Here is a 22,133-nt window from a genome sequence, read left to right as displayed (position 1 = left end):
AGTTGTTGCGAAAATAGTAAAAATAAATCGCTATTCCTCGACTGCTGTGAACCGCTCATCAACAGCCATCACCTCACCACATTTATTACAGGTTCTCAGGTCCTTGTTACTGTAGAAATCCCTGAAATGTTTTAAAAAATCTGTTTCTATATCATGCAGGGGAAAATATACTTCATGAAGCTTATTATTGCAATTATCACAATACCAGATCAATCCGTCTTTTCCTTCTTCATTAAGTCTTTTCCTCTCGACTACCAGACCGATAGATCCATCGTGTCTAACCGGTGAGTGAGGGATCTTGGCCGGATGCAGATACATGTCCCCGGGCCCAAGTTTCATGGTTTTCTTTTTTCCGTCTTCCTGGATATGAACCTCGATATTTCCTTCAAGCTGGTAAAATAATTCTTCGGTTTCATTATAATGATAATCCTTCCGGGCATTCGGACCGGCTACGATCATCACTATATAATCACCAGATTCCCTATAAAGGTTTCGGTTTCCTACCGGTGGCTTTAAGCTTTCCCGGTTCTGTTCTATCCATTTGTGTAAATTGAAAGGTCCTTCGACTGCCATAATCAGTATTTTACTTAAAATTACTCAATATGCTTTACACAGACTTATAATCGCACAATAATTTTAAGCCTCTTATTTATTCGCTTAATAACTTTCTAGCTAATTTGATTAACTTTCGGCTCAAATCAATTCTTTATGAAAAAAATACTCCTGCTTTTTAGCCTGATATTATTTATCTCATGTAATGAGAATACTTCAAAAACTTCGGTAGATGTTGATCCCAAATCTGAAGAAACCACTGAAAATGATAGCCTTCCAAATTTCGGAATAGTGATCCATGGAGGCGCAGGAACCATTCTGAAAGAGAATATGAGCGATTCCCTGGAGCAGGCATATAAGGCCAAACTGGAAGAAGCCATTAGAACAGGACATGAAATCCTTGCAAATGGCGGTACTGCCCTTGAGGCGGTCCAGAGAACTATCAACGTGATGGAGGACAGTCCCCTTTTCAACTCAGCCAAAGGGGCGGTTTTCACCAATGAAGGGAAGAACGAGCTGGATGCATCCATAATGGATGGTGCCACCCTTAATGCCGGAGCTGTTGCAGGTGTTACCAATGTTAAGAACCCTATAAACCTGGCGTATGAGGTAATGGTAAATTCAGACCACGTACTGCTTTCCGGAAAAGGCGCAGAACAATTCGCAAAAGAACAGGGGCTTGAAATAGTTGATCCGGAATATTTCTATACGGAAAGACGGTTTAAGGCCATGGAACGCGCACGGGATCGAGAAAAGACGGGAAATAAGACTGCCTTCTACGATCCTTTGATAAAAGACGAAAAATTTGGAACTGTAGGCTGTGCTGCCTTAGACAAAAACGGAAATCTTGCTGCCGGAACGTCTACAGGAGGAATGTCAAATAAAAAGTATAACAGGATAGGAGACTCGCCAATTATCGGCGCGGGAACTTATGCCAACAACAAGACCTGCGCAGTTTCAAGCACAGGCTGGGGAGAATATTTTATTCGCGGGGTTGTTGCTTATGATATTTCAGCAATCATGGAATATAAAGGCTTAAGCCTTCAGGATGCCACTCATGAAGTGATCCAGAAAAAATTACCTGAACTTGGAGGGGATGGTGGTATTATCGCCATTGACCATGAAGGAAACGTTTCTATGGAATTCAATACTGCCGGAATGTACCGGGCAACGATGAATAAAAATGGAGAGTTGAAAATTGGTATTTATGGCGAATAAATTTTGATGAAAATCCCAGAGGCGGGCTCCAGGGATCTTCCTTTTTTAAAATCTTTCCGGTTTTTTAGTTCGGTGAATACTGAACTTCAGCTGATAGAAAAGCCTACCTCCTATAACCAAAAGCATAATCCCGAAAATATCAGAAAAAATAAGGAGTTTACTAATTAAAGACTATCCGGAGACACAGAAACAAAATTTAAAATCTGCCATTGCGAAAATACCTGGCATTTAAATATTTCGTCCAAGAAAATGAAAATTTTAAGATTCATATTATTTAGCGTCTCGGCAAGTATAATTCTGGCCTGCAACGGAAATGACAAATCAGGCGATCAGGAAGCCAAGGGAGCGGTACCTTCCTATCCGGTTTTAAAAGTTCCCAGAAAAACCATCACCACTTATAATTCTTATCCTGCCTTTATTGAAGGCACCGTAAATAGCGGCGTGAGAGCAAAAGTTTCAGGTTATATTACCGATGTGCTCGTAGAAGAAGGTGCAGAAGTAAAAAAGGGACAAACCCTCTTTAAACTGGAAACTGAATCCCTTAATCAGGACGCAAGGGCTGCCAAAGCCAATGTAAATGCAGCACAGGTAGAAGTAAATAAACTCGAGCCTCTCGTAGAAAAGAACATAATAAGTGAGGTCCAGCTTGAAACTGCCAGGGCCAGATTAGAACAGGCCAAAAGCAACTACAATAGTATCTCAGCAAATATAGGATACGCCAATATTAAAAGTCCGGTTGATGGAGTGGTGGGCAAGATTAACTTTCGAAAAGGTGCTCTTGTAAGCCCACAGGATCAAATGCCGCTTACAAAGGTTTCCTCCATAGAAGAGGTATTCGCGAATTTTTCTATGAATGAAAAAGACTTTCTTGATTTCATGCAAACTACCAAAGGAGGAAGCATGAAGAAAAAGATCTCAAATTTACCAAAGGTGAAACTTATCCTGGCCAATTCTAAAGAATACTCAGAAGAAGGAGTCATAGAAAGCATATCAGGTAATATAGATGAGCAGACGGGAACAGTTAATTTCCGTGCGAAATTTAAAAATACCGGACTTCTGCGAAACGGTAGCAGCGGCACCATAAAAGTGCCCAAGACCTATAAGAATGCTCTTGTTGTTCCCAGTCTGTCTACCTATGAAAGACAGGGCCAAACCTTTGTTTTTAAGGTTGTGGCAGATACGCTTGTTTCCAGGGCTCTGGAAATTATGGGTGAAACTCAGAATATTTATGTGGTTCACGAAGATGATGGAGTTGAGGAAGGGGAATTCATTCTGGCCAAAGGCACTGACAAAGTAAGTCCAGGAATGAAAATTGAACCTCAGCAGGTAAGCCTGGACAGCATTGTTGATTCATTTGATACCGTTTTAAAATAACAAGGTATGCTAAAGACATTCATAGAACGACCTGTACTTTCCACTGTAATTTCCATAATAATTATGATACTCGGCATACTGGGACTTAGCCAGCTGCCTGTTACCCAGTATCCCGATATTGCTCCTCCAACAGTTCAGGTAAATGCTACTTACCCCGGTGCCAATGCCGAAACCATAGTGGAAAGTGTAATAGTCCCAATAGAAGAAGAGATCAACGGCGTGGAAGGCATGAAATATATAACTTCCAGTGCCAGCAACAATGGTAGCGCAAGTATTCAGGTATTTTTTGAACAGGGTTATGATCCAGATATTGCCGCAGTAAACGTTCAGAACCGGGTTGCGAGAGCAAATGCGGTATTGCCTGCAGAAGTTATCAGATCGGGTGTTACAACCACCAAACAACAGAGTTCGGCCCTGCTTTATGCTGCGCTTTACTCCACCAATCCCGATTACGATGATACATTTATCCAGAACTATCTAAACATCAATGTAAAGCCTGAGCTACAGCGTATTAATGGTGTAGGTAATGTAAATGTTTTTGGGGGGAAAGATTACGCGATGAGAGTCTGGCTGGACCCTGCGAAAATGGCAAATTACGGACTTATTCCCCGGGATGTGATTGATGCCATTGGTGAGCAAAGCCTTGAAGCTGCGGCCGGGTCTCTGGGGCAAAATGCAGGAGAATCCTTCGAATATGTATTAAAATATCAAGGGCGGTATAAAACTTCAGAGCAGTATGAAAATATTATAATCAAGGCCAGAGATAATGGGGAGTTCTTAAGGGTAAAGGATGTAGGAGATGTGGAACTTGGCGCACAATCCTATTCTTCTCTTTCGAGGTCCAAAGGTTATCCTGCTCTCAACTTTGGAGTTTTTCAAACTCCCGGCTCTAATGCGCAGGAAGTAATTCAGGAGATCTATGAAAAAATGGACGATCTTGAAAAAGATTTTCCGAAAGGAATAGAATATATCGTGAATTATGACACGAATAAATTCCTTACCGCATCCATAAATAAGGTTAAAACCACTCTTATCGAGGCCTTTATTCTCGTATTCCTTGTGGTATTTATCTTTTTGCAGGATATAAAATCCACACTAATCCCAGCGATCGCTGTACCGGTTTCAATTATCGGCACCTTTTTCTTTCTAAATATTCTGGGATATTCTGTTAATCTCCTTACTCTTTTTGCTCTTGTACTTGCAATTGGTATAGTGGTAGATGATGCCATTGTAGTGGTTGAAGCCGTTCATACCAAGCTGGAAGAAGGAGCACAAAATGCGAAGAAAGCGTCCATATCTGCAATGGACGAGATCGCCGGCGCTATAGTATCTATTACACTCGTAATGGCGGCGGTTTTCATTCCCATTACTTTTATCCAGGGACCCTCAGGTGTTTTTTACGAACAATTTGGGGTAACTCTAATTATCGCTATCCTGATATCGGCTGTAAACGCACTTACTTTGAGTCCCGCACTCTGCGCAGTTTTTCTAAAACCAAAAAAAGAAACCGATAAAAATAAAAATTTCTTTCAGAGGTTTCATACAGCCTTTGAAGCCGGTTTTGCTGCCACCAGAAGAAAATATACTCATTCCCTGAGCTTTTTTACAAAACACAAATGGACAAGCCTGTTGATATTGGTAATTGCAGGCCTGGCTATTTTCTGGACCAACAGATCTGTTCCCACTGGCTTTGTACCAACCGAAGATCGTGGAGTTATATTTGTAAATGCCGAATTACCTCCCGGCTCTTCTTTAGACAGATCTTTTGAGGTTACACAAGAGCTTTACGAACAAATGCAGAATGTGGAAGGGGTGCGTACAGCCTCCGTCATTGCAGGAAGAAACTTTTTCTCAGGGGCAGGAAGCTCCAATTCAATGGGCTTTATTATTTTGGAGGACTGGCAAGAACGGGATACCGACGCAACTTCCATAGATAGTATAATTGCGAAACTTAATGAGAAATCGGCCTCCATCAGCGATGCAAAAATAATCTACTTTACTCCACCCAGCGTACCAGGTTTTGGTAGTGCAGATGGTTTTGAAATGCAGTTACTGGACCGGGGAGCCAATGGACTTGAAGCGCTGGATGAAACTTCCAACAATTTCGTCAATAAACTTATATCGGAACCTGAAGTGGGCTACGCTTCAAATCCTTTCAGCACCAATTATCCACAGCTGCGTATAGATATCGATGTTCCTAAAGCGAAGGAGGCCGGTGTTTCCGTGAATGACGTTCTTTCGGTACTACAGGGATATATTGGCGGTTTCTATACTGCGAACTTCAGTCGGTTTGGAAAACAATACCGTGTATTCGTTCAGGCCCTTCCGGAAAACCGTGTTGATAAAGAAAGTCTTAATAGTATGTACGTGAGAACGACGGATGGCCAGATGACACCGGTTTCTCAGTTTGTGAGTCTTAACCGGATTTACGGGCCACAGACTATTAACAGGTTCAACCTTTTCAATGCCGTAACGATTAATGGGACTGCGGCTTCTGGTTACAGTTCGGGAGGAACTATCGATGCCATAAGGAGGGTGTCAGAAAAGGAACTGCCAAGTGGCTTTGATGTTGCTTTTTCAGGTCTTACACGAGAAGAGATCGCAACCGCGGGACAGGCCGGTCTTATTTTTATACTCAGCATTGTATTTGTTTATTTTCTTCTGGCCGCTCAGTATGAGAGTTATCTGTTACCGTTTTCGGTAATATTCTCTTTACCCATAGGGGTATCCGGCGCCTATCTGAGTACCTGGATGGCTGGTCTTCAGAACAATATTTATTTCCAGATTGCACTTATAATGCTTATTGGGCTTCTGGCGAAAAATGCTATCCTTATTGTGGAATTTGCCCGACAAAGAAGACGGGAGGGTATGCCTATTACCAAAGCTGCGATTGAAGGAGCCAGTGTGAGGTTAAGACCAATACTTATGACCTCTTTTGCCTTTATATTCGGACTAATGCCTCTGGTGCTGGCTAATGGAGTAGGAGCCGAAGGTAACCGTTCTATAGGCACAGGAGCGGCTGGGGGGCTGCTAATAGGTACCCTATTGGGAATATTTGTGATACCTGTACTGTTTATAGTGTTCCAGTGGCTTCAGGAGAAAATTAGTGGAAAAATAAATAGTGAAAAATGAAATGAGATCAGCACTAAGATATAAGATCATTTTCGCAATCACAGGTCTTTTAAGCCTCCAATCATGCTTTGTTGCCAAAGATTATGAACGGCCAGAAGTAGTGAGAGAAGAGTTTTATCGTACAGACTCCATTAAACAGGATAGTCTGAACATGGCACTTATTTCCTGGAGTGAAATGTTCACAGATCCTCTTTTACAGGATTATATTGAACAGGGGCTTGAAAATAATATAGATATAAGAGTTGCCCTTCAGCAAGTCCTGACTGCCGAAGCATATGCAAAACAGGGTAAAGCAGGCTATTTACCGACACTTAACGGGAATGGACGTTTTACCCACCAGGAACTATCACCCAACAGCCAGTTTGGAAGTTTCTTTAGTTCCATAAACCAATACGAAGTAAACACATCCCTGTCCTGGGAAGCCGATATTTGGGGAAAGATCACCAGCCAGAAACGTGCCTTTGAAGCTGGTTATCTTCAAAGTGTCGCTGCACATAAAGCAGTGAAGACAAGGCTGATCGCTGAAATTGCTTCCAGCTACTACCAGTTATTATCCCTTGATGAACAGAAAAGGATTACCGAAGAAACGATAGAAACCAGAGAAAAAAGTCTTGAAACCACCAAAGCCCTTAAAGAAGCAGGACTTCTTACAGAAGTGGGAGTTAAACAAACAGAGGCCCAGTTATATACCGCCCAGGCTATTCTGGTAGATCTAAATGAACAGGAACGCCTTATCGAGAACAGACTTTCCATCTTACTGGGGGAATCTCCCATGCAGATAGAAAGAAGCACACTTGGGGGTCAGGAAATCACTACCGGTCTTTCTATTGGTGTACCGGCTCAACTTCTTAGAAATCGACCTGATGTGATTGCCGCAGAATTCGATCTCATAAACTCTTTTCAGTTAACCAATGTGGCCAGAAGTAATTTCTATCCATCCATCACTCTAACCGCAACAGGAGGATTTCAGTCTCTTGACGCTTCAAAACTTTTTGATGCAAATTCACTATTTGCTAGTATAATAGGAGGAATTACGCAGCCTCTGCTGAACGGACGACAAATCAGAACTCAATATGAAGTGTCTCAGGCAGAGCAGGAACAGTCACGACTTAATTTCAGAAGGGCAATCTTAGAAGCTTCCAAAGAGGTTTCTGATGCATTGTATTCTTACCAGGCTGCCTCGAAAAAAATTGAAATAAAACAAAAGGAATATGAGGCTTATGAGATGGCCACAGAATATTCTGAAGAACTTTTAAATAATGGTCTTGCCAACTACCTCGAGGTTCTTACGGCAAGGCAGAACAGCCTGAATTCAAGACTTGACCTTACAAATGCACGCTTTAATCAATTAAAATCTATTGTGGATATTTATAGAGCTCTTGGAGGAGGATGGCAGTAAGATTTTTTATAATACCAGTCGTGGTAATAAATAGACAGAATATTTATTCTGAGCTATTTCTTAATTTTAACTTCACATGAGGCCAATTGATTATGTTGTAAAGCTAATAATTATAACCGTTTTCATCTCGGGTCCAATTATTAAAGCCCAGGAGAAAAACAAGGATTCATTGACAACTACCTGGGAACTTTTAAAGTATGACGGGGTAAGTGCCTTTGGAGGGCTTAAAAAAACCTACTCCCAACCCATTAGATGGCAAAAGGATGATTTCCTGACGGCTGGCGCAATAGTAACAGGAACAGCCGTATTGTACATTTTTGATGACGAGGCAAACGAATGGTTTAGAAATCAGGAAGATGATGTTCCAATGTTCATTCAGGATTTCGGCTGGTACTATGGCAGCCCTCAGAATAATTATGCAGTAAACGGGGCGGTTTATCTCTACGGATTGTTCACCAGGAATGAAAAGGTAAGAAGAACAGGTGTTCTTATGATTTCAGCTGCAACCACTGCCGGAATTATTCAGTCTATATTAAAAACAGCTGTAGGCCGTGCAAGACCAAAAGAAGGAGCGGGAAAAGGAGATTTTAAACCCTTTAGTAGTGAGCCAAATTACCATTCATTCCCTTCGGGCCATACCATTCTTTCTTTTACAACCGCATACGCTCTTTCAAAGCAATTTGAAAATCCTTTCGTTAAAGCAGGAATTCTGGGGGTGGGGCTTATCCCTCCGGCCTCAAGATTATGGGAAGGTGCACACTGGTTTACGGACGTAGGACTCAGCCTGGCGCTAAGTGTACTAGTAGTAGATTCAATAGACAATTATCTTAAAAGGGAGCGGGATTATGGTAAGAATGAAATTGAAGGCATTAGCTGGAATTTCCAGGTGGGGCTTGGAAGAATAGGTATCACCGGCAGATTTTAACTTTCCTATATAAGTTTGGTATTAGCTAAATGGATAAATTTAAGAACCTAAAAAAATCTTATGAAAAGTAGCTTTAATGATATCATAAATAGCGACACCCCGGTTCTGGTCGATTTTCACGCGGACTGGTGCGGACCCTGTAAAATGTTAGCTCCAATTCTTAAGGAGGTTAAAGCAGAACTTGGGGATAAGGTAAAGATTGTTAAGATAGATGTGGATAAGAACCAGCCTCTAGCAGCCAGATATCAGGTACGTGGAGTACCCACAATTATGCTTTTTAGGAACGGTGAGCAATTATGGAGACAATCGGGAGTTTTGCCGAAGGAAGAGATAAAGAATAAAATACTCTCTTTTAATTAAAGCTCTTCTAATGGTGGAACTTTAAATTCTTCAACGTTCCATCCTGCGCGGTTCGCACCAGCCTGATATGCCGATTCCAAAAACTCCAACAAAACTTTTCTTGGATTTTCTTTCTCCCTAAGGTCAGAATATGTAAGTATGGCCATCGGGCTTCCGTTGTTCATGATCCAGTTAGCATTTGATGGCTCCAGTTCTTCCATGTCTATATCCTCAGGAGAGGGATAGGTATATGAATAGAAAGCCGGTTCCTGTATATTTTCGTCTCCTGCCCAAAAACCAAAGCTTATACACTCATGGCTGTATGCTTCCTTATCCGGAATCCTCGCTTCTTTCGGCATAGCCGGGGCTCTTGTCCCGGAGAAACGTGTTACTGCAAGATCCATCGAATGCCAGTACAAATGAACCGGGCATGTCTTTCCGTAGAACCGTCCGCTGAATTCCTTAAAAACCGAATCTATCCAAAGAAAAGTATGCCAGTAGGTAGTAGCAAATAAAGCATCATAGTGCCGAATATCTGAGATTTCTGAAAAATCCATATCAATATCCAATTCATAGGGCCTGGAGTTAATACTTACCTCAATATCCAGTTCTTTTAAAAATTCCACTACCCGCTCATAGAATTGCGCCACACTAAGATCATGTTCCAGTTCAAAGGAACGGGATTCTCCGTTGCTCTTAAAAACAATGAATTCATGATCAAGAATGTCCAGGGACATGGAAAAGGAGGCGAATCCATTTTGAATGGGAATTGAGCCAGTGGTAAAACCTTTTTCATTTACATACAATGTGATATACCACCAGTGATTCTTTCTTGGGGTTAAGGCCATTCTTATTTTTCCCATGATCTGGAAAAAGAGATGCAGGGTAAGCTTTTTATTTTCATTACCCACATACTTTAATTCCGGTAACCTGTTCCCTAGTATCATTTCTTAATTCAATTTACCTCCTTTAGCCACCCACCATGGATGAACTTCTACTTCCAGTCTTCCTGCCTTTACCATTGGATCAAGTCTGGCCAGACTATCGGCTTCCTTTTGGGTGGCAGTATTAAAAACAACTATTCCCCTAATCTCGCCATCATCTCCCGTTGGGCCCGTCAAACTTGTATAACCTTCCTCATAAAGTCTGGATAAATGAGCCATATGCTTTTTCTGAAGATCTGCCGCCTCTGTAGAATCCTGGCTGCGATTTGGACCTGATTTCAAAAATACCAAATAATACTGCTGCATTAAATAGGTGGTATCCCCTTCTTTGTATCTAAAAGTTTGGTAACCCTCTTCCTTAAGTTTGGCTTCTATTTTAGAAATATCAGTGCTGGCAAAAGAATCTTTCCTTTTCTCAGTTTTCTCATTTTCGGTGGCGTTAGGTTGAGGGGCTTCCATGCAACCCGCCAAAAGACCACAAAGTAAGACGGGAATAATTACTTTCATCAGTTCCAGTTTTTATAGGGGTTTTCTATCAATTTCGAATTGTAATAATCAAGATTGCCGGTAACCTCCTCTCCAAGCCACTCAGGTTTTTCAAATTGCTCATCTTCCTTTTCAAGTTCTATCTCGGCCAGGACCAGACCTTCATTTTCTTCCAGGAACTCATCAATTTCATAGGTGTGTTCTCCTATATCCACGTGATATCTGTATTTTTCTATTTTACCAGGTTCGCATATCTGCAACAGTTTCCTGGCTTCTTTAACCGGGATCTCTTTTTCCCATTCAAATCGTGACAATCCATCTTCAGAAGATTTTCCTTTAATAGTGATAAATGCTTCATCATCATTAATTCTTATCCTGATAGTCCGCTCCGGATGAGTATTCAGATAGGCCTGTATTATCAATTTCTTTTTATCGGCCTGTTGCTTGAATTCATCTGACTTTACAAGGAATTTTCGCTCTATTTCGGTCATATTTATTCTTTATATCTATTTGCTATTCTCTTGATCTCGTCAGACTCAATCCTTCCACTTTTATACTGGCTATTTGCCAGGTATATCATTGCGTTTGCAATAGTTTCCGGATGTATGCTACGGTATTTTTTAAGTTTACCAACAAGCAGATGATCCCCCAGATTCATTATCTTTTTCCAGGCATATTCCAGTGGCCGGCTCTCTTCCCTTTCACCTCCAATGAGTGATGGCCTGAGAATATAGGTATTCTCTATCCGGTGTTCCATGACTGCGCCCTCCATTTCTCCTTTAGTGCGGTTATAAAAGAATCTGCTATTCTCATTTGCACCCATAGCCGAGATCACTTCAAAAGTACGGATTCCATTCAGCTTAGAAAGCCTGGCTGCCGTTGCCGGAATCCCAAAATCTACCATCCTGTAAACCTCCTCATCCGGCGTTTTTTTCTGGGTGCTTCCAATGCAACAATAAACCTCATCCCCGGTAAAAAGGTTGCCCACCTTCTCCAGTTCAAAAAGGTTTATAAGGAATTCCTCAATCTTAGGGTGCTGCTGCCTTACATGTTGACGTGAAAAGACCTTGATCTTTTCATACCGCTCATCCTGCAACAGTTTTTCCAGAAGAATACTGCCTGTCAAGCCAGTAGCACCAAGAATAATTGCTGTTTTTCCAGTCATCTAAAAATATCTTCTCCTCCGGTTCCATATTTTATTTGAGGGAATAAAGTCATCAAACCGAATGATTACAAACTTAAATTTACAATTTTGCCCTAACAATCCTTTAAATCTTTTAAGCTTAAATTTGGGACGTGAACGTCATGAGAAAAATTATCCATATAGATATGGATGCATTTTATGCGTCAGTGGAACAACTGGATAACCCGGAGCTTAGAGGAAAGGCCGTAGCTGTAGGTGGTAGTTCCCAAAGAGGAGTGGTAAGCGCTGCAAGTTATGAAGCACGAAAGTATGGAGTAAGAAGTGCTATGAGCAGTGTGATCGCAAAACGCAACTGTCCAGATCTCATTTTCGTAAAACCACGATTTGAACGTTATCGCGAGATATCTCAAAAGATCAGGGAGATCTTCTTTGAATATACCGAGCTTGTAGAACCGCTCTCACTGGATGAGGCTTATCTTGACGTTACCGAGAATAAAAAAGGAAACCCCAGTGCTACCCTCATCGCTAAAGAGATAAGGAATAAAATAAAGGAAAAAACCGGCCTGAATGCTTCGGCGGGAATTTCAATCAATAAATTCATCGCAAAGGTTGCCAGCGATGTGAATAAGCCAAATGGCCAGAAAACCGTTCCCCCGGAAGAAGTACTACAATTCCTGGAAGATCTTGATATTAGAAAGTTCTATGGCGTGGGCAAAGTGACCGCTGAAAAAATGTATAGTTTAGGAATATTCAGCGGGAAAGACCTTAAAGAAAAAAGCGAGGAATACCTAACCGAGCATTTTGGAAAAAGCGGTTCCCATTTTTATAATGTGGTGAGGGGAATCCATCTAAGCGAGGTAAAACCGCATCGAATTAGAAAGTCACTGGGAGCCGAAAGAACCTTCAATGAGAATATCTCTTCCGAGATCTTTATGCTGGAGAGGCTGGAAAACATTGCCGAAGAGATCGAGCGACGTCTTAAAAAGAGTAAGGTAGCGGGTAAGACGGTGACTTTGAAGATAAAGTACAGTGATTTCACCCTTCAAACCCGAAGTAAGACCATAAGTTATTATATTGCCAGTAAAGAACTGATAATGGAGATCGCCAAAGCCTTGCTTTACCAGGAAAAAATGAAAAATTCCGTTCGTCTCCTGGGAATTTCACTCTCCAATCTTAATACCGATAAAGAAGATTCAAATGAAGAGAAAAAAGAAATTTCTGTCCAGTTAAAATTCAAATTTTAATACTGAATGAAAGTCTTTAAATGGATAACTACCCTTTATGCAGTTATATTTTTTCCATCCTGTAATAATGAACCCGATCCTTTTTCACTGCCGGAGAACGCAATGGCTTTGATCCATGGAGACAGTTCTAAAACATGGAAAATAGCACGCCGCTATAATGATAATGTACGAATGAATATGGGCCCTTGTTTCCTGGCTTACAGACAAACATTCAAAAGCAACCAAAGTGTTTCAGATAATAACGAAAATCGCTCTGATTGCGGTCTCAGCTTAAAAGGAAGTTATGAATTCAAGAAAGGTCCAAAAGGTCATCCATATATTAAAATAAACAGCCCTGATATTCCGAAGCTAATGAATACTGACAAGGACTATAAATATTTCAAGATTTTAAAACTATCAGAAGACACCTTAAAGCTCTCCTTTAAACATAACCAATACGGCAGCAAATCCAGAACTATTACTGATATCTTAGTAAGGGAAAATCTTGATATCGGGGACCGATATTTTCATCATTAAAAAACCGGAAACCTATTTTTCAATAAGTTCCCGGTTAAATTATGAAGAGTTCATTAAAGCTTATACTATTTCCGAAACTCTCAGGGTATTTACCATCCCCTTCTCGGTTATTGGCATTGCCGCAAGATTAATGGTAAAATCGCCGGTTTCAACGAACTTGAATTCTTTCGCCATCTTTGAAATATCCTCTATTGTTTCGTCTGTACTCACAAACTTGTCATAGAAAAATGCCTTAACACCCCATAGCAAGCTTAACTGATTAAGTATCCTTTTGTTTGAAGTGAACACCAGGATATGAGCCTCAGGCCTCCATGCCGAAATTTGAAAAGCCGTATACCCACTATTGGTAAGTGTACAGATAGCCTTAGCCTTAATTTCATTAGCCATATGAGCTGCGTGATAACAAACCGCTTTGGTGATATATCTTTTTGTTCTTACGTGAGGTGGCTCATGAGGAACTTTAATAAGAGGAGAATTCTCTACACTATCCAGTATCTGAGACATTTTTTGAATAACCTGAACCGGATACTGACCTACAGAAGTTTCACCACTTAACATCACCGCATCGGCGCCATCCATTACAGAGTTTGCCACATCGTTCACCTCAGCCCTTGTTGGAGTAAGGCTGGTGATCATGGTTTCCATCATCTGAGTGGCAATAATCACAGGAATCCTGGCCTTTTTAGCCGTTAGCACAAGTTTTTTCTGAATAAGTGGAACTTCCTGGGCAGGGATCTCAACTCCAAGGTCTCCCCGTGCCACCATAAGTCCGTCGCAATAGGCAACGATCTTATCGATATTTGCAACACCTTCCGGCTTCTCAATCTTGGCAACGATAGGGATCTTGTATTGGCTATGTTCCTTTATAAGTTTTTGAAGTTCCATAAGATCCTCAGCATGTCTTACGAAAGAGAGCGCCATCCAGTCTACCTGCATCTCACAGGCAAACTTGGCATCTTCAATATCCTTTTCGGTAAGTGCCGGAAGTGAAATACTGGTGTTTGGAAGATTAACCCCTTTTTTAGACTTCAATGGGCCACCCTGGATAACTTTAGTTTTTACCTCATCCTTCTTATTGGTACTTACAACCTCGAAAATCAGTTTTCCATCATCTAGCAAAATCCTTTCTCCAGCCTTTACATCCCGGGGAAAGGAATCGTAATTCATATATACCCTCTTCGCGGTACCTTTAAATTCCTTACCGGTAGCAAAAGTAATCTGGTCACCTTCGCTTACAACCACTTCTTCTTTCATTACTCCAACCCGAAGTTTGGGTCCCTGGAGATCGGCAAGAATAGCGGCATTGAACCTATATTCCTCATTCAGCTCCCTGATCATTTGAATGCGTTCCTTTACGTCATCGTAGTTAGCATGAGAAAAATTTATGCGGAAAACATTTACACCTTCCTGCAACATCTTCTTTAAAACATCCTTACTACTGGTTGCAGGGCCCAGTGTTGCGACTATTTTGGTTTTTTTGTTGGTAGGCATTATTCAAAAATTAGATTTTGTTTGGATTTTAAATTATTCACATCAATCGCATATGCGGCCTGTACTCCGGGGATCTGACCCATTTTGGATAAGATCTTATTAAATTCCTTTTGTTGAATCTCTTCGCTAATCTTAAGAAAATAATCAACTTTATTATATTCAGGTATCAGGCATACTTCCTGAGGACTCAGTTCTTCTTCCTCAAACAGCGACCCTGAATTAAGAATTTTTCTGGGTTCCCCTTTAAACTTGTTAGCAACAAGGTCTAAACTATAATAGGCCTTCGGATCATTATATGAATACAGAGCATATACCGCGTGATAATCGGTATGGTTAAAATCTATATCCTTTCTCTCTCTTTCGAGTTTGACCCGCAGATACTTATTTATAGAAAATGCCATTTTATATCCCTCCAGAGAAGAATAAACAGCAATTAGATAGAAATGCTCATCATCGACTTCCAGCAGCATTTTATGCGATTGCATAAACTTTTACTTTAAGGCTAAAGATAATATATGATTGATAAAATGAAGATAAAGCAACCCTAAAATTCATAATTTTTTACGAAAACGTTGTAGTTTGCGTTAAATCGTCAAAAATCAGTCTATTTTAGTCTGTAAAGCATAATAGGCTCGCTTAGACGCTTTTTCCTCCGCTTTTTTCTTGGAGGTCGCCCTGGCCTTAGCCACAACCCTGTCGTTAATACGGAGCTTCACAGCAAAATGTTTTAGCTCATCGTTCCCTGTATCTTCATAGACCTCATAATCAAATTCTTTCTTTTCCTTTTGACACCATTCTATCACCAGGCTCTTATAACTGATTACCTTCCCTTCCAGTTGTTCAATATCCACATACGGATCTATGACCCGGTCATAAATAAAGCGCTTGCAGTATTTGTAACCTCTGTCAAGATAGATCGCCCCAATCAGGGCTTCAAATAGATTTCCATGGATATTGACCCCAAACTGATCTTTTGGGATATTGGTCTGAACATGCTCTATGAGGTTCAGATCTTTCCCCAGTTCATTAAGGTGTTTACGGCTCACCACTTTAGATCTCATTTTGGTAAGATAGCCTTCATTACCCCCGGGTACAGCTTTGAAAAGATGGGAGGCAACAACAGCACTCAACATAGCATCCCCAAGGAATTCCATACGCTCAAAATTTATTGCATTCCCTTCGGCATCCTTCTGATTTAAGGACCGGTGAGTAAACGCCTTTTTATAATGTGCAAGGGTTTTCGGTTTAAACCCAAGAATGGCTGTGAGGATATTAAAAAAATTCCCGCCCTTGGAAGAGCGGGAATTTAGTATGTTACGAATAACGCTCATCGTTTATTCGTCTAGTTTCTTGAACAACACGCAAGCATTGTGTCCCCCAAACCCAAAGGTATTACTCATAACCACGTTAACATCTCTCTTCTGAGCCTTGTTAAGCGTAAGGTTCAACTCCGGATCGATGTTTTCGTCAACATGTTCATGATTAATAGTAGGTGGCACAATTCCATATTTCATGGAAAGTATCGCTGCGATAGCCTCAATAGCCCCCGCGGCTCCTAACAAATGCCCCGTCATAGACTTGGTAGAATTAATGTTAATGCGTTTAGCATGTTCACCGAAAACTTTTGAAATTGCCTTCAATTCAGCAACATCTCCTAATGGAGTGGAAGTTCCGTGAGTGTTTATAGCATCAACATCTTCCGGTTTTAATCCGGCATTCCTAAGACAGTTTTTCATAACTGCCACAACTCCATCTCCTTCAGGATGTGGAGCGGTCATATGATAAGCATCTGAAGAAAGTCCTCCACCCATTACCTCGGCATAGATCTTTGCACCTCTGGCCTTGGCATGCTCATATTCTTCCAATATAAGCGCGCCTCCACCTTCTCCAAGTACAAAGCCATCTCTGGTTGCGTCAAATGGTCTGGAAGCTGTTTCAGGACTTTCATTTCTGGTAGAAAGGGCATGCATTGCATTAAAACCACCCATTCCCGCCTGAGTCACTGCAGCTTCAGAACCACCAGATACGATAATATCACTATGCCCTAAACGTATGTTGTTAAGTGCATCGATCATGGCATTGGCAGCAGAAGCACAGGCTGAAACAGTTGTATAATTCGCTCCCATGAATCCGTGACGGATCGAGATATTACCCGGGGCAATATCAGCGATCATCTTGGGTATAAAGAAGGGATTAAACCTGGGAGAACCATCTCCCTTGGCAAAATTTATTACTTCATCCTGGAAAGTCTCCAGACCTCCGATACCTGCACCCCAGATTACGCCAACGCGATACTTATCAACGGTGTCCAGGTCTATTCCGGAATCTTTGATAGCTTCATCTGCAGATACAATTGCATACTGAGCAAACCTATCAAGCCTTCTAACTTCTTTTCGATCAAAGTAGTCAAGAGGATCAAAGTTTTTGAGTTCGCAAGCGAATTTAGTCTTGAACTTTTCGGTATCAAAATAAGTGATAGGAGCACTACCACTTTTACCACTAATCAGTCCCTCCCAATATTCCTCAAGATTGTTACCAATTGGGGTTAAGGCACCAAGGCCCGTAACTACAACTCGCTTTAACTCCATATGGTGTGTTGATTTTTTATTTTTTAGCGTCTTCGATATATGAAATTGCCTGACCTACAGTGGCGATATTCTCTGCCTGATCGTCTGGAATCTGAATGTCAAATTCTTTCTCGAATTCCATGATCAATTCCACTGTGTCTAGTGAATCAGCACCCAAGTCGTTGGTGAAGCTGGCTTCGTTTACAACTTCGTTCTCGTCAACACCCAGTTTGTCAACGATTATAGCTTTTACTCTTGATGCAATGTCTGACATAATTTTTTATTTTAATTTTGATTAGGTGGCAAAAATAAAAAACTTTATTTTAAAACCGATTTTTACTCTAAAAATGTGATGGTAATTTACATAAAATTCATTGAAACGGATTAATTTTACATCCTAATAAATGTTAACACCCTTATTTTGAGTGACGAAACAAAAAAATCCACCAAAAAAATAGTAATCTTTGCTTCAGGGTCCGGTACCAATGCCGAAAACATCATAAATTACTTCCAGAATTCCAAAAATATAGAGGTGGTAGCCGTTTTGTCCAACCGCAGATCGGCAGGCGCTTTAAAAAAAGCACATCATCTAAATGTAAGACCTCTGTTATTTGACAAGGAAGCCCTATATTATTCTCATGAAGTACTGAATGTTTTAAGAGATATTGATCCAGACCTTATTGTACTGGCCGGGTTCTTATGGCTTATGCCCACCAGTATTCTTGAAGAATTTCCGGAAAAGATTATTAATATACACCCGGCCCTTTTACCTAAATATGGAGGCAAAGGAATGTATGGTGAAAGAGTTCACAAGGCGGTTATTGAGAATAATGAAAAGAAAAGCGGCATCACCATACATTATGTAAACCCAGTATATGATGAAGGACAGGTTATTTTCCAGGAGACAGTTTTAATCGAAGAAAATGAAACCCCCGAAAGCCTGGCCGCAAAAATCCATCAACTGGAATATAAACACTTCCCTGAAGTGATCCAGCAACTTCTAGAAGATAAAAAATAGTGCAGAATACACAGGTTCATATCTATACCGATGGTGCCGCGAGAGGAAACCCGGGGCCGGGAGGCTATGGAATAGTGATGGAATGGGTTGGAAAACCATATAAGAAGGAATTCTCAGAGGGTTTTAAACTCACTACCAACAACCGGATGGAACTACTGGCCGTAATCGAAGGCCTGAGAAAACTTAAAAAACCGGGGCTCCATGTAAAAGTCTTCACCGATTCTAAATATGTGGCCGATGCGGTAACCAAAGGCTGGGTTTTCGGATGGGAGAAAAAGGGGTTTGTAAACCGAAAGAATAGTGACCTTTGGATCGACTTTCTAAAGGAATACCGAAAACATAAAGTGGACTTCCATTGGATAAAAGGCCACAATAATCATTCACAAAATGAACGTTGTGATGCTCTTGCAGTAATAGCTTCCAAAGGAAAACACCTCAAGAAAGACACCGGTTATAAAGGCTAAAAAACAGTCTGAAGATTTGGGTTTATACCTTGGAAAACAAACTGTATATTTGCAGCGTCATTTGAAAGTCCGTTATGAGTAAATTACTTATTGTAGGAACCGTTGCGTTCGATGCTATTGAAACCCCATTTGGAAAAACCGATAAGATCCTGGGTGGTGCGGCCACCTATATAGGTCTCTCTGCTTCAAATTTTAACATAGACAGCGCAGTGGTATCTGTGGTTGGCGAAGACTTCCCTGATAATTATCTGGATCTTCTTAAAGTCAACCATATAGACATAAAAGGAATAGAAGTCGTAAAAGGGGGGAAAACCTTCTTCTGGAGCGGAAAATATCATAACGATCTGAACACAAGGGATACGCTAGACACCCAGTTAAATGTTCTGGCCGACTTCAAACCGGTGGTCCCTGAAGATTATAAGGATGCAGAATACGTAATGCTTGGAAATCTCCATCCGCTTGTACAATTAAGCGTTTTGGAACAGGTAAACAATCCTAAACTTGTAGTTCTGGATACAATGAACTTCTGGATGGACAACACCCTGGAAGACCTAAAAAAGGTGATCGCTAAGGTAGATGTAATCACAATTAATGATGAGGAAGCCAGGCAGCTTTCCGGAGAACATTCCCTGGTAAAAGCTGCGAGAATCATTGAAAATATGGGGCCTGAATATGTAGTGATCAAAAAAGGAGAGCATGGTGCTTTACTTTTTAATAAGGAACAGGTATTTTTTGCTCCTGCACTTCCGCTGGAAGAGGTTTTTGATCCCACCGGAGCGGGCGACACATTTGCCGGCGGCTTTATAGGCTACCTCGCAAGAACCGGAGATATCTCGTTTGAGAATATGAAAAGTGCCATTATTTATGGTTCGAATCTGGCCTCTTTCTGTGTAGAGAAATTTGGCACGGAAAGGATGCAGGACCTTAGCAACGAAGAAGTAAGCGAAAGACTTTATCAGTTCAAAAAATTAACGCAGTTTGAAACTCAACTGGATTAATAATAACGCCCTGTAATTTCAGGGCTTTTTTTGTGACAAAAACAACTAAAATTCCAAAAAGGAAATTAAGATATGAGTGATGCTCTAAAACACGAATGCGGAATTGCCCATATAAGGCTTTTGAAACCATTAGATTATTACAAAGAAAAATACGGGACAGCATTTTACGGTGTAAATAAAATGTATCTCCTTATGGAAAAGCAGCATAATCGTGGCCAGGATGGTGCAGGTTTTGCGAGCATCAAACTCAATACAATTCCGGGAGAAAGGTATATAAGCCGTATTCGGTCCAATAAAGCCCAGCCAATACAGGACATTTTTGAGCAGATCAACCAAAGGATAAACGAAGAGATCAAAGCCAATCCGGAATATGCAGATGATACTGAACTTCAAAAAAGACATATCCCCTATCTGGGAGAGGTGTTCTTAGGGCATGTTAGGTACGGGACATTTGGCAAGAATAATATTGAGAGCGTACATCCATTTCTTAGGCAGAACAACTGGATGCACCGTAACCTGATCGTTGCCGGGAATTTTAACATGACCAATGTGAACAGATTATTTAACAATCTGGTAGAACTGGGTCAGCATCCAAAAGAAAGGGCCGATACCGTAACCGTGATGGAAAAGATTGGCCACTTCCTTGACTCTGAAGTACGTAAATTATATAAGAAACTAAAGAAGGAAGGTTATTCCAAGGTGGAAGCCTCTCCGATAATTGCCGAAAAGTTAAATGTGGCCAAGATCCTGAAAAAATCTTCCAAGATCTGGGATGGCGGTTATGCTATGGCCGGGCTAATGGGCCATGGGGATTCCTTTGTGCTTCGTGATCCTGCTGGAATAAGGCCGGCGTATTATTATAAAGATGATGAAGTTGTAGTAGTGGCATCTGAAAGACCGGTTATACAAACTGTTTTCAATGTGAATTTTGAAGAAGTTACCGAGCTTCCTCCGGGGCACGCCATTATCACCAAGAAAAATGGAAATACATCCATCAAAAAGATCATAGAACCTCTTGAAAGAAAAGCCTGTTCCTTTGAACGAATTTATTTCTCCCGTGGTAGCGATGCCGAGATCTATCAGGAAAGAAAAATGCTTGGCAGACTCCTTATGCCAGAGGTATTAAAGTCTATAGATCATGATACCCAGAAAACAGTATTCTCTTTTATCCCGAATACTGCTGAAACCTCTTTCTATGGAATGGTAGAGGCTGCTCAGGACGAGCTTAACAAGCAAAAGAATGAAGCCATTCTCGAGGAGAAGGATAGCCTTACCGATGCAAGACTTCAGGAGATATTGTCTCACAGGCTAAGAACTGAAAAGATCGCTATTAAAGATGTGAAGCTTCGAACCTTCATTACCGAAGACAGTAGTCGTGACGATCTTGTAGCACACGTTTATGACGTCACCTACGGAGTTGTACAACCAGATGATAACCTGGTGATCATTGACGATAGTATTGTAAGAGGTACCACTTTAAAGAAGAGTATTATAAAGATGATGGATCGCCTGAAACCAAGAAAAATAATTGTGGTTTCATCTGCCCCGCAAATACGATATCCCGACTGCTATGGTATTGACATGGCGAGACTGGAAGATCTTGTAGCATTCAGGGCCGCTCTTGATTTGTTGAAAGAGAATGACAAATTTGATATCGTAGAAAAAGTATATCATAAATGTAAGGACCAGGTAGAACTGGATGATAATGAAGTTCAGAACTTCGTGAAAGAAATTTACGATCCATTCACCGATGAAGAAATTTCTGATAAGATCTCTGAATTACTCTGTGATGAAGATGTTAATGCAGAGGTAAAAGTTATTTACCAGAGTGTTGATAATCTTCATAAGGCATGTCCTAAGAATTTAGGGGACTGGTACTTTACAGGGGATTATCCAACACCTGGAGGTAACCGGGTTGTAAACAGAGCTTTTATGAATTTTTTCGAAGGCAAAAAGGATCGAGCATATTAAGTTTGCGTTATTCAACTAATAAATATGCTTTTTATCTAATATTCTTTGCCTGTAGGATTTTTCTATCTACTTTAGTAAGGCCATAACATAAGTAGGTTAAGTTCATGGTAGATTTGGGGCAAAAAAAGGTGGAATCTCTTCCGCCTTTTTTTATGTTCAGACCTCAGGTATTTTGTTCAAAATTATTTTACATAAGATGAACAAAATATTGATTACCAGCCATTTAGCAAATATCCCTGCTCTTCATCTAAATTTTTAAATTCATTAGATCTTTCTCTCTATATTTACTAGACCATAGCATAAGTAGGTTAAGTTCATGGTAGATTTGGGGCAAAAAAAGGTGGAATTTAT

At 40.7% G+C, this 22,133-nt stretch carries 23 protein-coding genes; 13 read left to right on the top strand and 10 right to left on the bottom strand.

Annotated features, from left to right (window positions below; all coding sequences use genetic code 11):
* Positions 1-30 precede the first annotated feature (30 nt).
* Positions 31-573 carry a 3-hydroxyanthranilate 3,4-dioxygenase gene (locus LU635_RS05570; RefSeq protein ID WP_240097064.1) on the bottom strand — a complete coding sequence of 181 codons (543 nt, stop codon included), beginning with the start codon at positions 571-573 and terminating at the stop codon, positions 31-33.
* Positions 574-708: 135 nt separating this feature from the next.
* Between LU635_RS05570 and LU635_RS05565 the strand changes: the two genes are divergently transcribed.
* The 7 genes from LU635_RS05565 to trxA all read left to right on the top strand — a co-directional run bounded on the left by LU635_RS05565 (position 709) and on the right by trxA (position 8,960).
* Positions 709-1,770 (top strand): isoaspartyl peptidase/L-asparaginase family protein, encoded by a 1,062-nt coding sequence (locus LU635_RS05565; protein WP_240097063.1) that lies wholly within the window; start codon positions 709-711, stop codon positions 1,768-1,770.
* A 6-nt stretch (positions 1,771-1,776) separates the two neighbouring features.
* Positions 1,777-1,938: a hypothetical protein gene (locus tag LU635_RS05560; RefSeq protein WP_240097062.1), complete on the top strand. Its 162-nt coding sequence runs from the start codon at positions 1,777-1,779 to the stop codon at positions 1,936-1,938.
* An 81-nt stretch (positions 1,939-2,019) separates the two neighbouring features.
* Positions 2,020-3,144 (top strand): efflux RND transporter periplasmic adaptor subunit, encoded by a 1,125-nt coding sequence (locus LU635_RS05555; RefSeq protein WP_240097060.1) that lies wholly within the window; start codon positions 2,020-2,022, stop codon positions 3,142-3,144.
* A 6-nt stretch (positions 3,145-3,150) separates the two neighbouring features.
* Entirely contained in the window at positions 3,151-6,276 is a 3,126-nt protein-coding gene (locus tag LU635_RS05550) for an efflux RND transporter permease subunit (RefSeq protein ID WP_240097058.1), read from the top strand.
* 1 nt (position 6,277) lies between these two features.
* Complete coding sequence (locus tag LU635_RS05545) at positions 6,278-7,675, top strand: efflux transporter outer membrane subunit (protein ID WP_240097056.1); 1,398 nt, start codon at positions 6,278-6,280, stop codon at positions 7,673-7,675.
* Positions 7,676-7,751: 76 nt separating this feature from the next.
* Positions 7,752-8,600, top strand: a complete 849-nt coding sequence (locus LU635_RS05540) for a phosphatase PAP2 family protein (RefSeq protein WP_240097054.1) — start codon at positions 7,752-7,754, stop codon at positions 8,598-8,600.
* Between the two features lie 60 nt (positions 8,601-8,660).
* A complete protein-coding gene (gene trxA, locus LU635_RS05535; protein WP_240097052.1) occupies positions 8,661-8,960 on the top strand; it encodes a thioredoxin in 300 nt (99 codons plus the stop codon).
* On the opposite strand, the gene LU635_RS05530 is transcribed toward trxA, so the two are convergent.
* The 4 genes from LU635_RS05530 to LU635_RS05515 are packed head-to-tail and all read right to left on the bottom strand — an operon-like array spanning position 8,957 to position 11,534.
* Positions 8,957-9,886 (bottom strand): DUF5996 family protein, encoded by a 930-nt coding sequence (locus LU635_RS05530; RefSeq protein WP_240097050.1) that lies wholly within the window; start codon positions 9,884-9,886, stop codon positions 8,957-8,959. The genes trxA and LU635_RS05530 overlap by 4 nt on opposite strands.
* A 3-nt stretch (positions 9,887-9,889) precedes the next feature.
* Positions 9,890-10,390: a YciI family protein gene (locus LU635_RS05525; RefSeq protein ID WP_240097048.1), complete on the bottom strand. Its 501-nt coding sequence runs from the start codon at positions 10,388-10,390 to the stop codon at positions 9,890-9,892.
* Positions 10,390-10,860 carry a CYTH domain-containing protein gene (locus tag LU635_RS05520; RefSeq protein WP_240097046.1) on the bottom strand — a complete coding sequence of 157 codons (471 nt, stop codon included), beginning with the start codon at positions 10,858-10,860 and terminating at the stop codon, positions 10,390-10,392. The genes LU635_RS05525 and LU635_RS05520 overlap by 1 nt, the downstream gene beginning before the upstream one ends.
* Positions 10,861-10,862: 2 nt before the next feature.
* Positions 10,863-11,534, bottom strand: coding sequence for an NAD(P)H-binding protein (locus tag LU635_RS05515; protein WP_240097044.1), 672 nt, complete (start codon positions 11,532-11,534; stop codon positions 10,863-10,865).
* Positions 11,535-11,674: 140 nt separating this feature from the next.
* On the opposite strand from LU635_RS05515, the gene dinB reads away from it, so the two are divergent.
* Both dinB and LU635_RS05505 read left to right on the top strand, forming a co-directional pair.
* Positions 11,675-12,757: a DNA polymerase IV gene (gene dinB / locus LU635_RS05510; protein WP_240097042.1), complete on the top strand. Its 1,083-nt coding sequence runs from the start codon at positions 11,675-11,677 to the stop codon at positions 12,755-12,757.
* A 6-nt stretch (positions 12,758-12,763) separates the two neighbouring features.
* The gene (locus LU635_RS05505) at positions 12,764-13,273 is read left to right on the top strand and encodes a lipocalin-like domain-containing protein (RefSeq protein ID WP_240097040.1); all 510 of its coding nucleotides are present in this window, start codon (positions 12,764-12,766) and stop codon (positions 13,271-13,273) included.
* A gap of 60 nt (positions 13,274-13,333) precedes the next feature.
* Here the strand turns inward: LU635_RS05505 and pyk are convergent, their stop codons facing one another.
* From pyk to LU635_RS05480, 5 genes are all read right to left on the bottom strand, one after another.
* The gene (gene pyk, locus LU635_RS05500; protein ID WP_240097038.1) at positions 13,334-14,764 is read right to left on the bottom strand and encodes a pyruvate kinase; all 1,431 of its coding nucleotides are present in this window, start codon (positions 14,762-14,764) and stop codon (positions 13,334-13,336) included.
* Entirely contained in the window at positions 14,764-15,249 is a 486-nt protein-coding gene (locus LU635_RS05495; protein ID WP_240097036.1) for an IPExxxVDY family protein, read from the bottom strand. The genes pyk and LU635_RS05495 overlap by 1 nt, the downstream gene beginning before the upstream one ends.
* Positions 15,250-15,363: 114 nt before the next feature.
* A complete protein-coding gene (rnc, locus tag LU635_RS05490) occupies positions 15,364-16,095 on the bottom strand; it encodes a ribonuclease III (RefSeq protein ID WP_240097034.1) in 732 nt (243 codons plus the stop codon).
* Positions 16,096-16,098: 3 nt separating this feature from the next.
* Positions 16,099-17,352 (bottom strand): beta-ketoacyl-ACP synthase II, encoded by a 1,254-nt coding sequence (fabF, locus tag LU635_RS05485; protein WP_240097032.1) that lies wholly within the window; start codon positions 17,350-17,352, stop codon positions 16,099-16,101.
* Positions 17,353-17,368: 16 nt separating this feature from the next.
* Complete coding sequence (locus LU635_RS05480) at positions 17,369-17,605, bottom strand: acyl carrier protein (RefSeq protein ID WP_013069791.1); 237 nt, start codon at positions 17,603-17,605, stop codon at positions 17,369-17,371.
* Positions 17,606-17,752: 147 nt separating this feature from the next.
* Between LU635_RS05480 and purN the strand changes: the two genes are divergently transcribed.
* From purN to LU635_RS05460, 4 genes are all read left to right on the top strand, one after another.
* Entirely contained in the window at positions 17,753-18,349 is a 597-nt protein-coding gene (purN, locus tag LU635_RS05475) for a phosphoribosylglycinamide formyltransferase (protein WP_240097030.1), read from the top strand.
* Positions 18,349-18,813 carry a ribonuclease HI gene (gene rnhA, locus LU635_RS05470; RefSeq protein ID WP_240097028.1) on the top strand — a complete coding sequence of 155 codons (465 nt, stop codon included), beginning with the start codon at positions 18,349-18,351 and terminating at the stop codon, positions 18,811-18,813. Before purN ends, rnhA begins: the two co-directional genes overlap by 1 nt.
* A gap of 74 nt (positions 18,814-18,887) precedes the next feature.
* Positions 18,888-19,811, top strand: coding sequence for a PfkB family carbohydrate kinase (locus LU635_RS05465; RefSeq protein ID WP_240097026.1), 924 nt, complete (start codon positions 18,888-18,890; stop codon positions 19,809-19,811).
* Positions 19,812-19,883: 72 nt separating this feature from the next.
* Positions 19,884-21,782, top strand: coding sequence for an amidophosphoribosyltransferase (locus LU635_RS05460; protein ID WP_240097024.1), 1,899 nt, complete (start codon positions 19,884-19,886; stop codon positions 21,780-21,782).
* The last annotated feature ends 351 nt before the right edge of the window (positions 21,783-22,133 follow it).

The sequence above is a fragment of the Christiangramia crocea genome, from assembly GCF_022410465.1.
GTDB lineage: Bacteria > Bacteroidota > Bacteroidia > Flavobacteriales > Flavobacteriaceae > Christiangramia > Christiangramia crocea.
This window is presented reverse-complemented; position numbering and strand designations above follow the sequence as displayed.

What these genes read in the sequence shown, in the direction of transcription:
- LU635_RS05570 (WP_240097064.1), bottom strand. Translation starts at nt 573, where the DNA reads ATGGCAGTCGAAGGACCTTTCAATTTACACAAATGGATAGAACAGAAC.
- LU635_RS05565 (WP_240097063.1), top strand. Translation starts at nt 709, where the DNA reads ATGAAAAAAATACTCCTGCTTTTTAGCCTGATATTATTTATCTCATGT.
- LU635_RS05560 (WP_240097062.1), top strand. Translation starts at nt 1,777, where the DNA reads ATGAAAATCCCAGAGGCGGGCTCCAGGGATCTTCCTTTTTTAAAATCT.
- LU635_RS05555 (WP_240097060.1), top strand. Translation starts at nt 2,020, where the DNA reads ATGAAAATTTTAAGATTCATATTATTTAGCGTCTCGGCAAGTATAATT.
- LU635_RS05550 (WP_240097058.1), top strand. Translation starts at nt 3,151, where the DNA reads ATGCTAAAGACATTCATAGAACGACCTGTACTTTCCACTGTAATTTCC.
- LU635_RS05545 (WP_240097056.1), top strand. Translation starts at nt 6,278, where the DNA reads ATGAGATCAGCACTAAGATATAAGATCATTTTCGCAATCACAGGTCTT.
- LU635_RS05540 (WP_240097054.1), top strand. Translation starts at nt 7,752, where the DNA reads ATGAGGCCAATTGATTATGTTGTAAAGCTAATAATTATAACCGTTTTC.
- trxA (WP_240097052.1), top strand. Translation starts at nt 8,661, where the DNA reads ATGAAAAGTAGCTTTAATGATATCATAAATAGCGACACCCCGGTTCTG.
- LU635_RS05530 (WP_240097050.1), bottom strand. Translation starts at nt 9,886, where the DNA reads ATGATACTAGGGAACAGGTTACCGGAATTAAAGTATGTGGGTAATGAA.
- LU635_RS05525 (WP_240097048.1), bottom strand. Translation starts at nt 10,390, where the DNA reads ATGAAAGTAATTATTCCCGTCTTACTTTGTGGTCTTTTGGCGGGTTGC.
- LU635_RS05520 (WP_240097046.1), bottom strand. Translation starts at nt 10,860, where the DNA reads ATGACCGAAATAGAGCGAAAATTCCTTGTAAAGTCAGATGAATTCAAG.
- LU635_RS05515 (WP_240097044.1), bottom strand. Translation starts at nt 11,534, where the DNA reads ATGACTGGAAAAACAGCAATTATTCTTGGTGCTACTGGCTTGACAGGC.
- dinB (WP_240097042.1), top strand. Translation starts at nt 11,675, where the DNA reads ATGAGAAAAATTATCCATATAGATATGGATGCATTTTATGCGTCAGTG.
- LU635_RS05505 (WP_240097040.1), top strand. Translation starts at nt 12,764, where the DNA reads ATGAAAGTCTTTAAATGGATAACTACCCTTTATGCAGTTATATTTTTT.
- pyk (WP_240097038.1), bottom strand. Translation starts at nt 14,764, where the DNA reads ATGCCTACCAACAAAAAAACCAAAATAGTCGCAACACTGGGCCCTGCA.
- LU635_RS05495 (WP_240097036.1), bottom strand. Translation starts at nt 15,249, where the DNA reads ATGCAATCGCATAAAATGCTGCTGGAAGTCGATGATGAGCATTTCTAT.
- rnc (WP_240097034.1), bottom strand. Translation starts at nt 16,095, where the DNA reads ATGAGCGTTATTCGTAACATACTAAATTCCCGCTCTTCCAAGGGCGGG.
- fabF (WP_240097032.1), bottom strand. Translation starts at nt 17,352, where the DNA reads ATGGAGTTAAAGCGAGTTGTAGTTACGGGCCTTGGTGCCTTAACCCCA.
- LU635_RS05480 (WP_013069791.1), bottom strand. Translation starts at nt 17,605, where the DNA reads ATGTCAGACATTGCATCAAGAGTAAAAGCTATAATCGTTGACAAACTG.
- LU635_RS05465 (WP_240097026.1), top strand. Translation starts at nt 18,888, where the DNA reads ATGAGTAAATTACTTATTGTAGGAACCGTTGCGTTCGATGCTATTGAA.
- LU635_RS05460 (WP_240097024.1), top strand. Translation starts at nt 19,884, where the DNA reads ATGAGTGATGCTCTAAAACACGAATGCGGAATTGCCCATATAAGGCTT.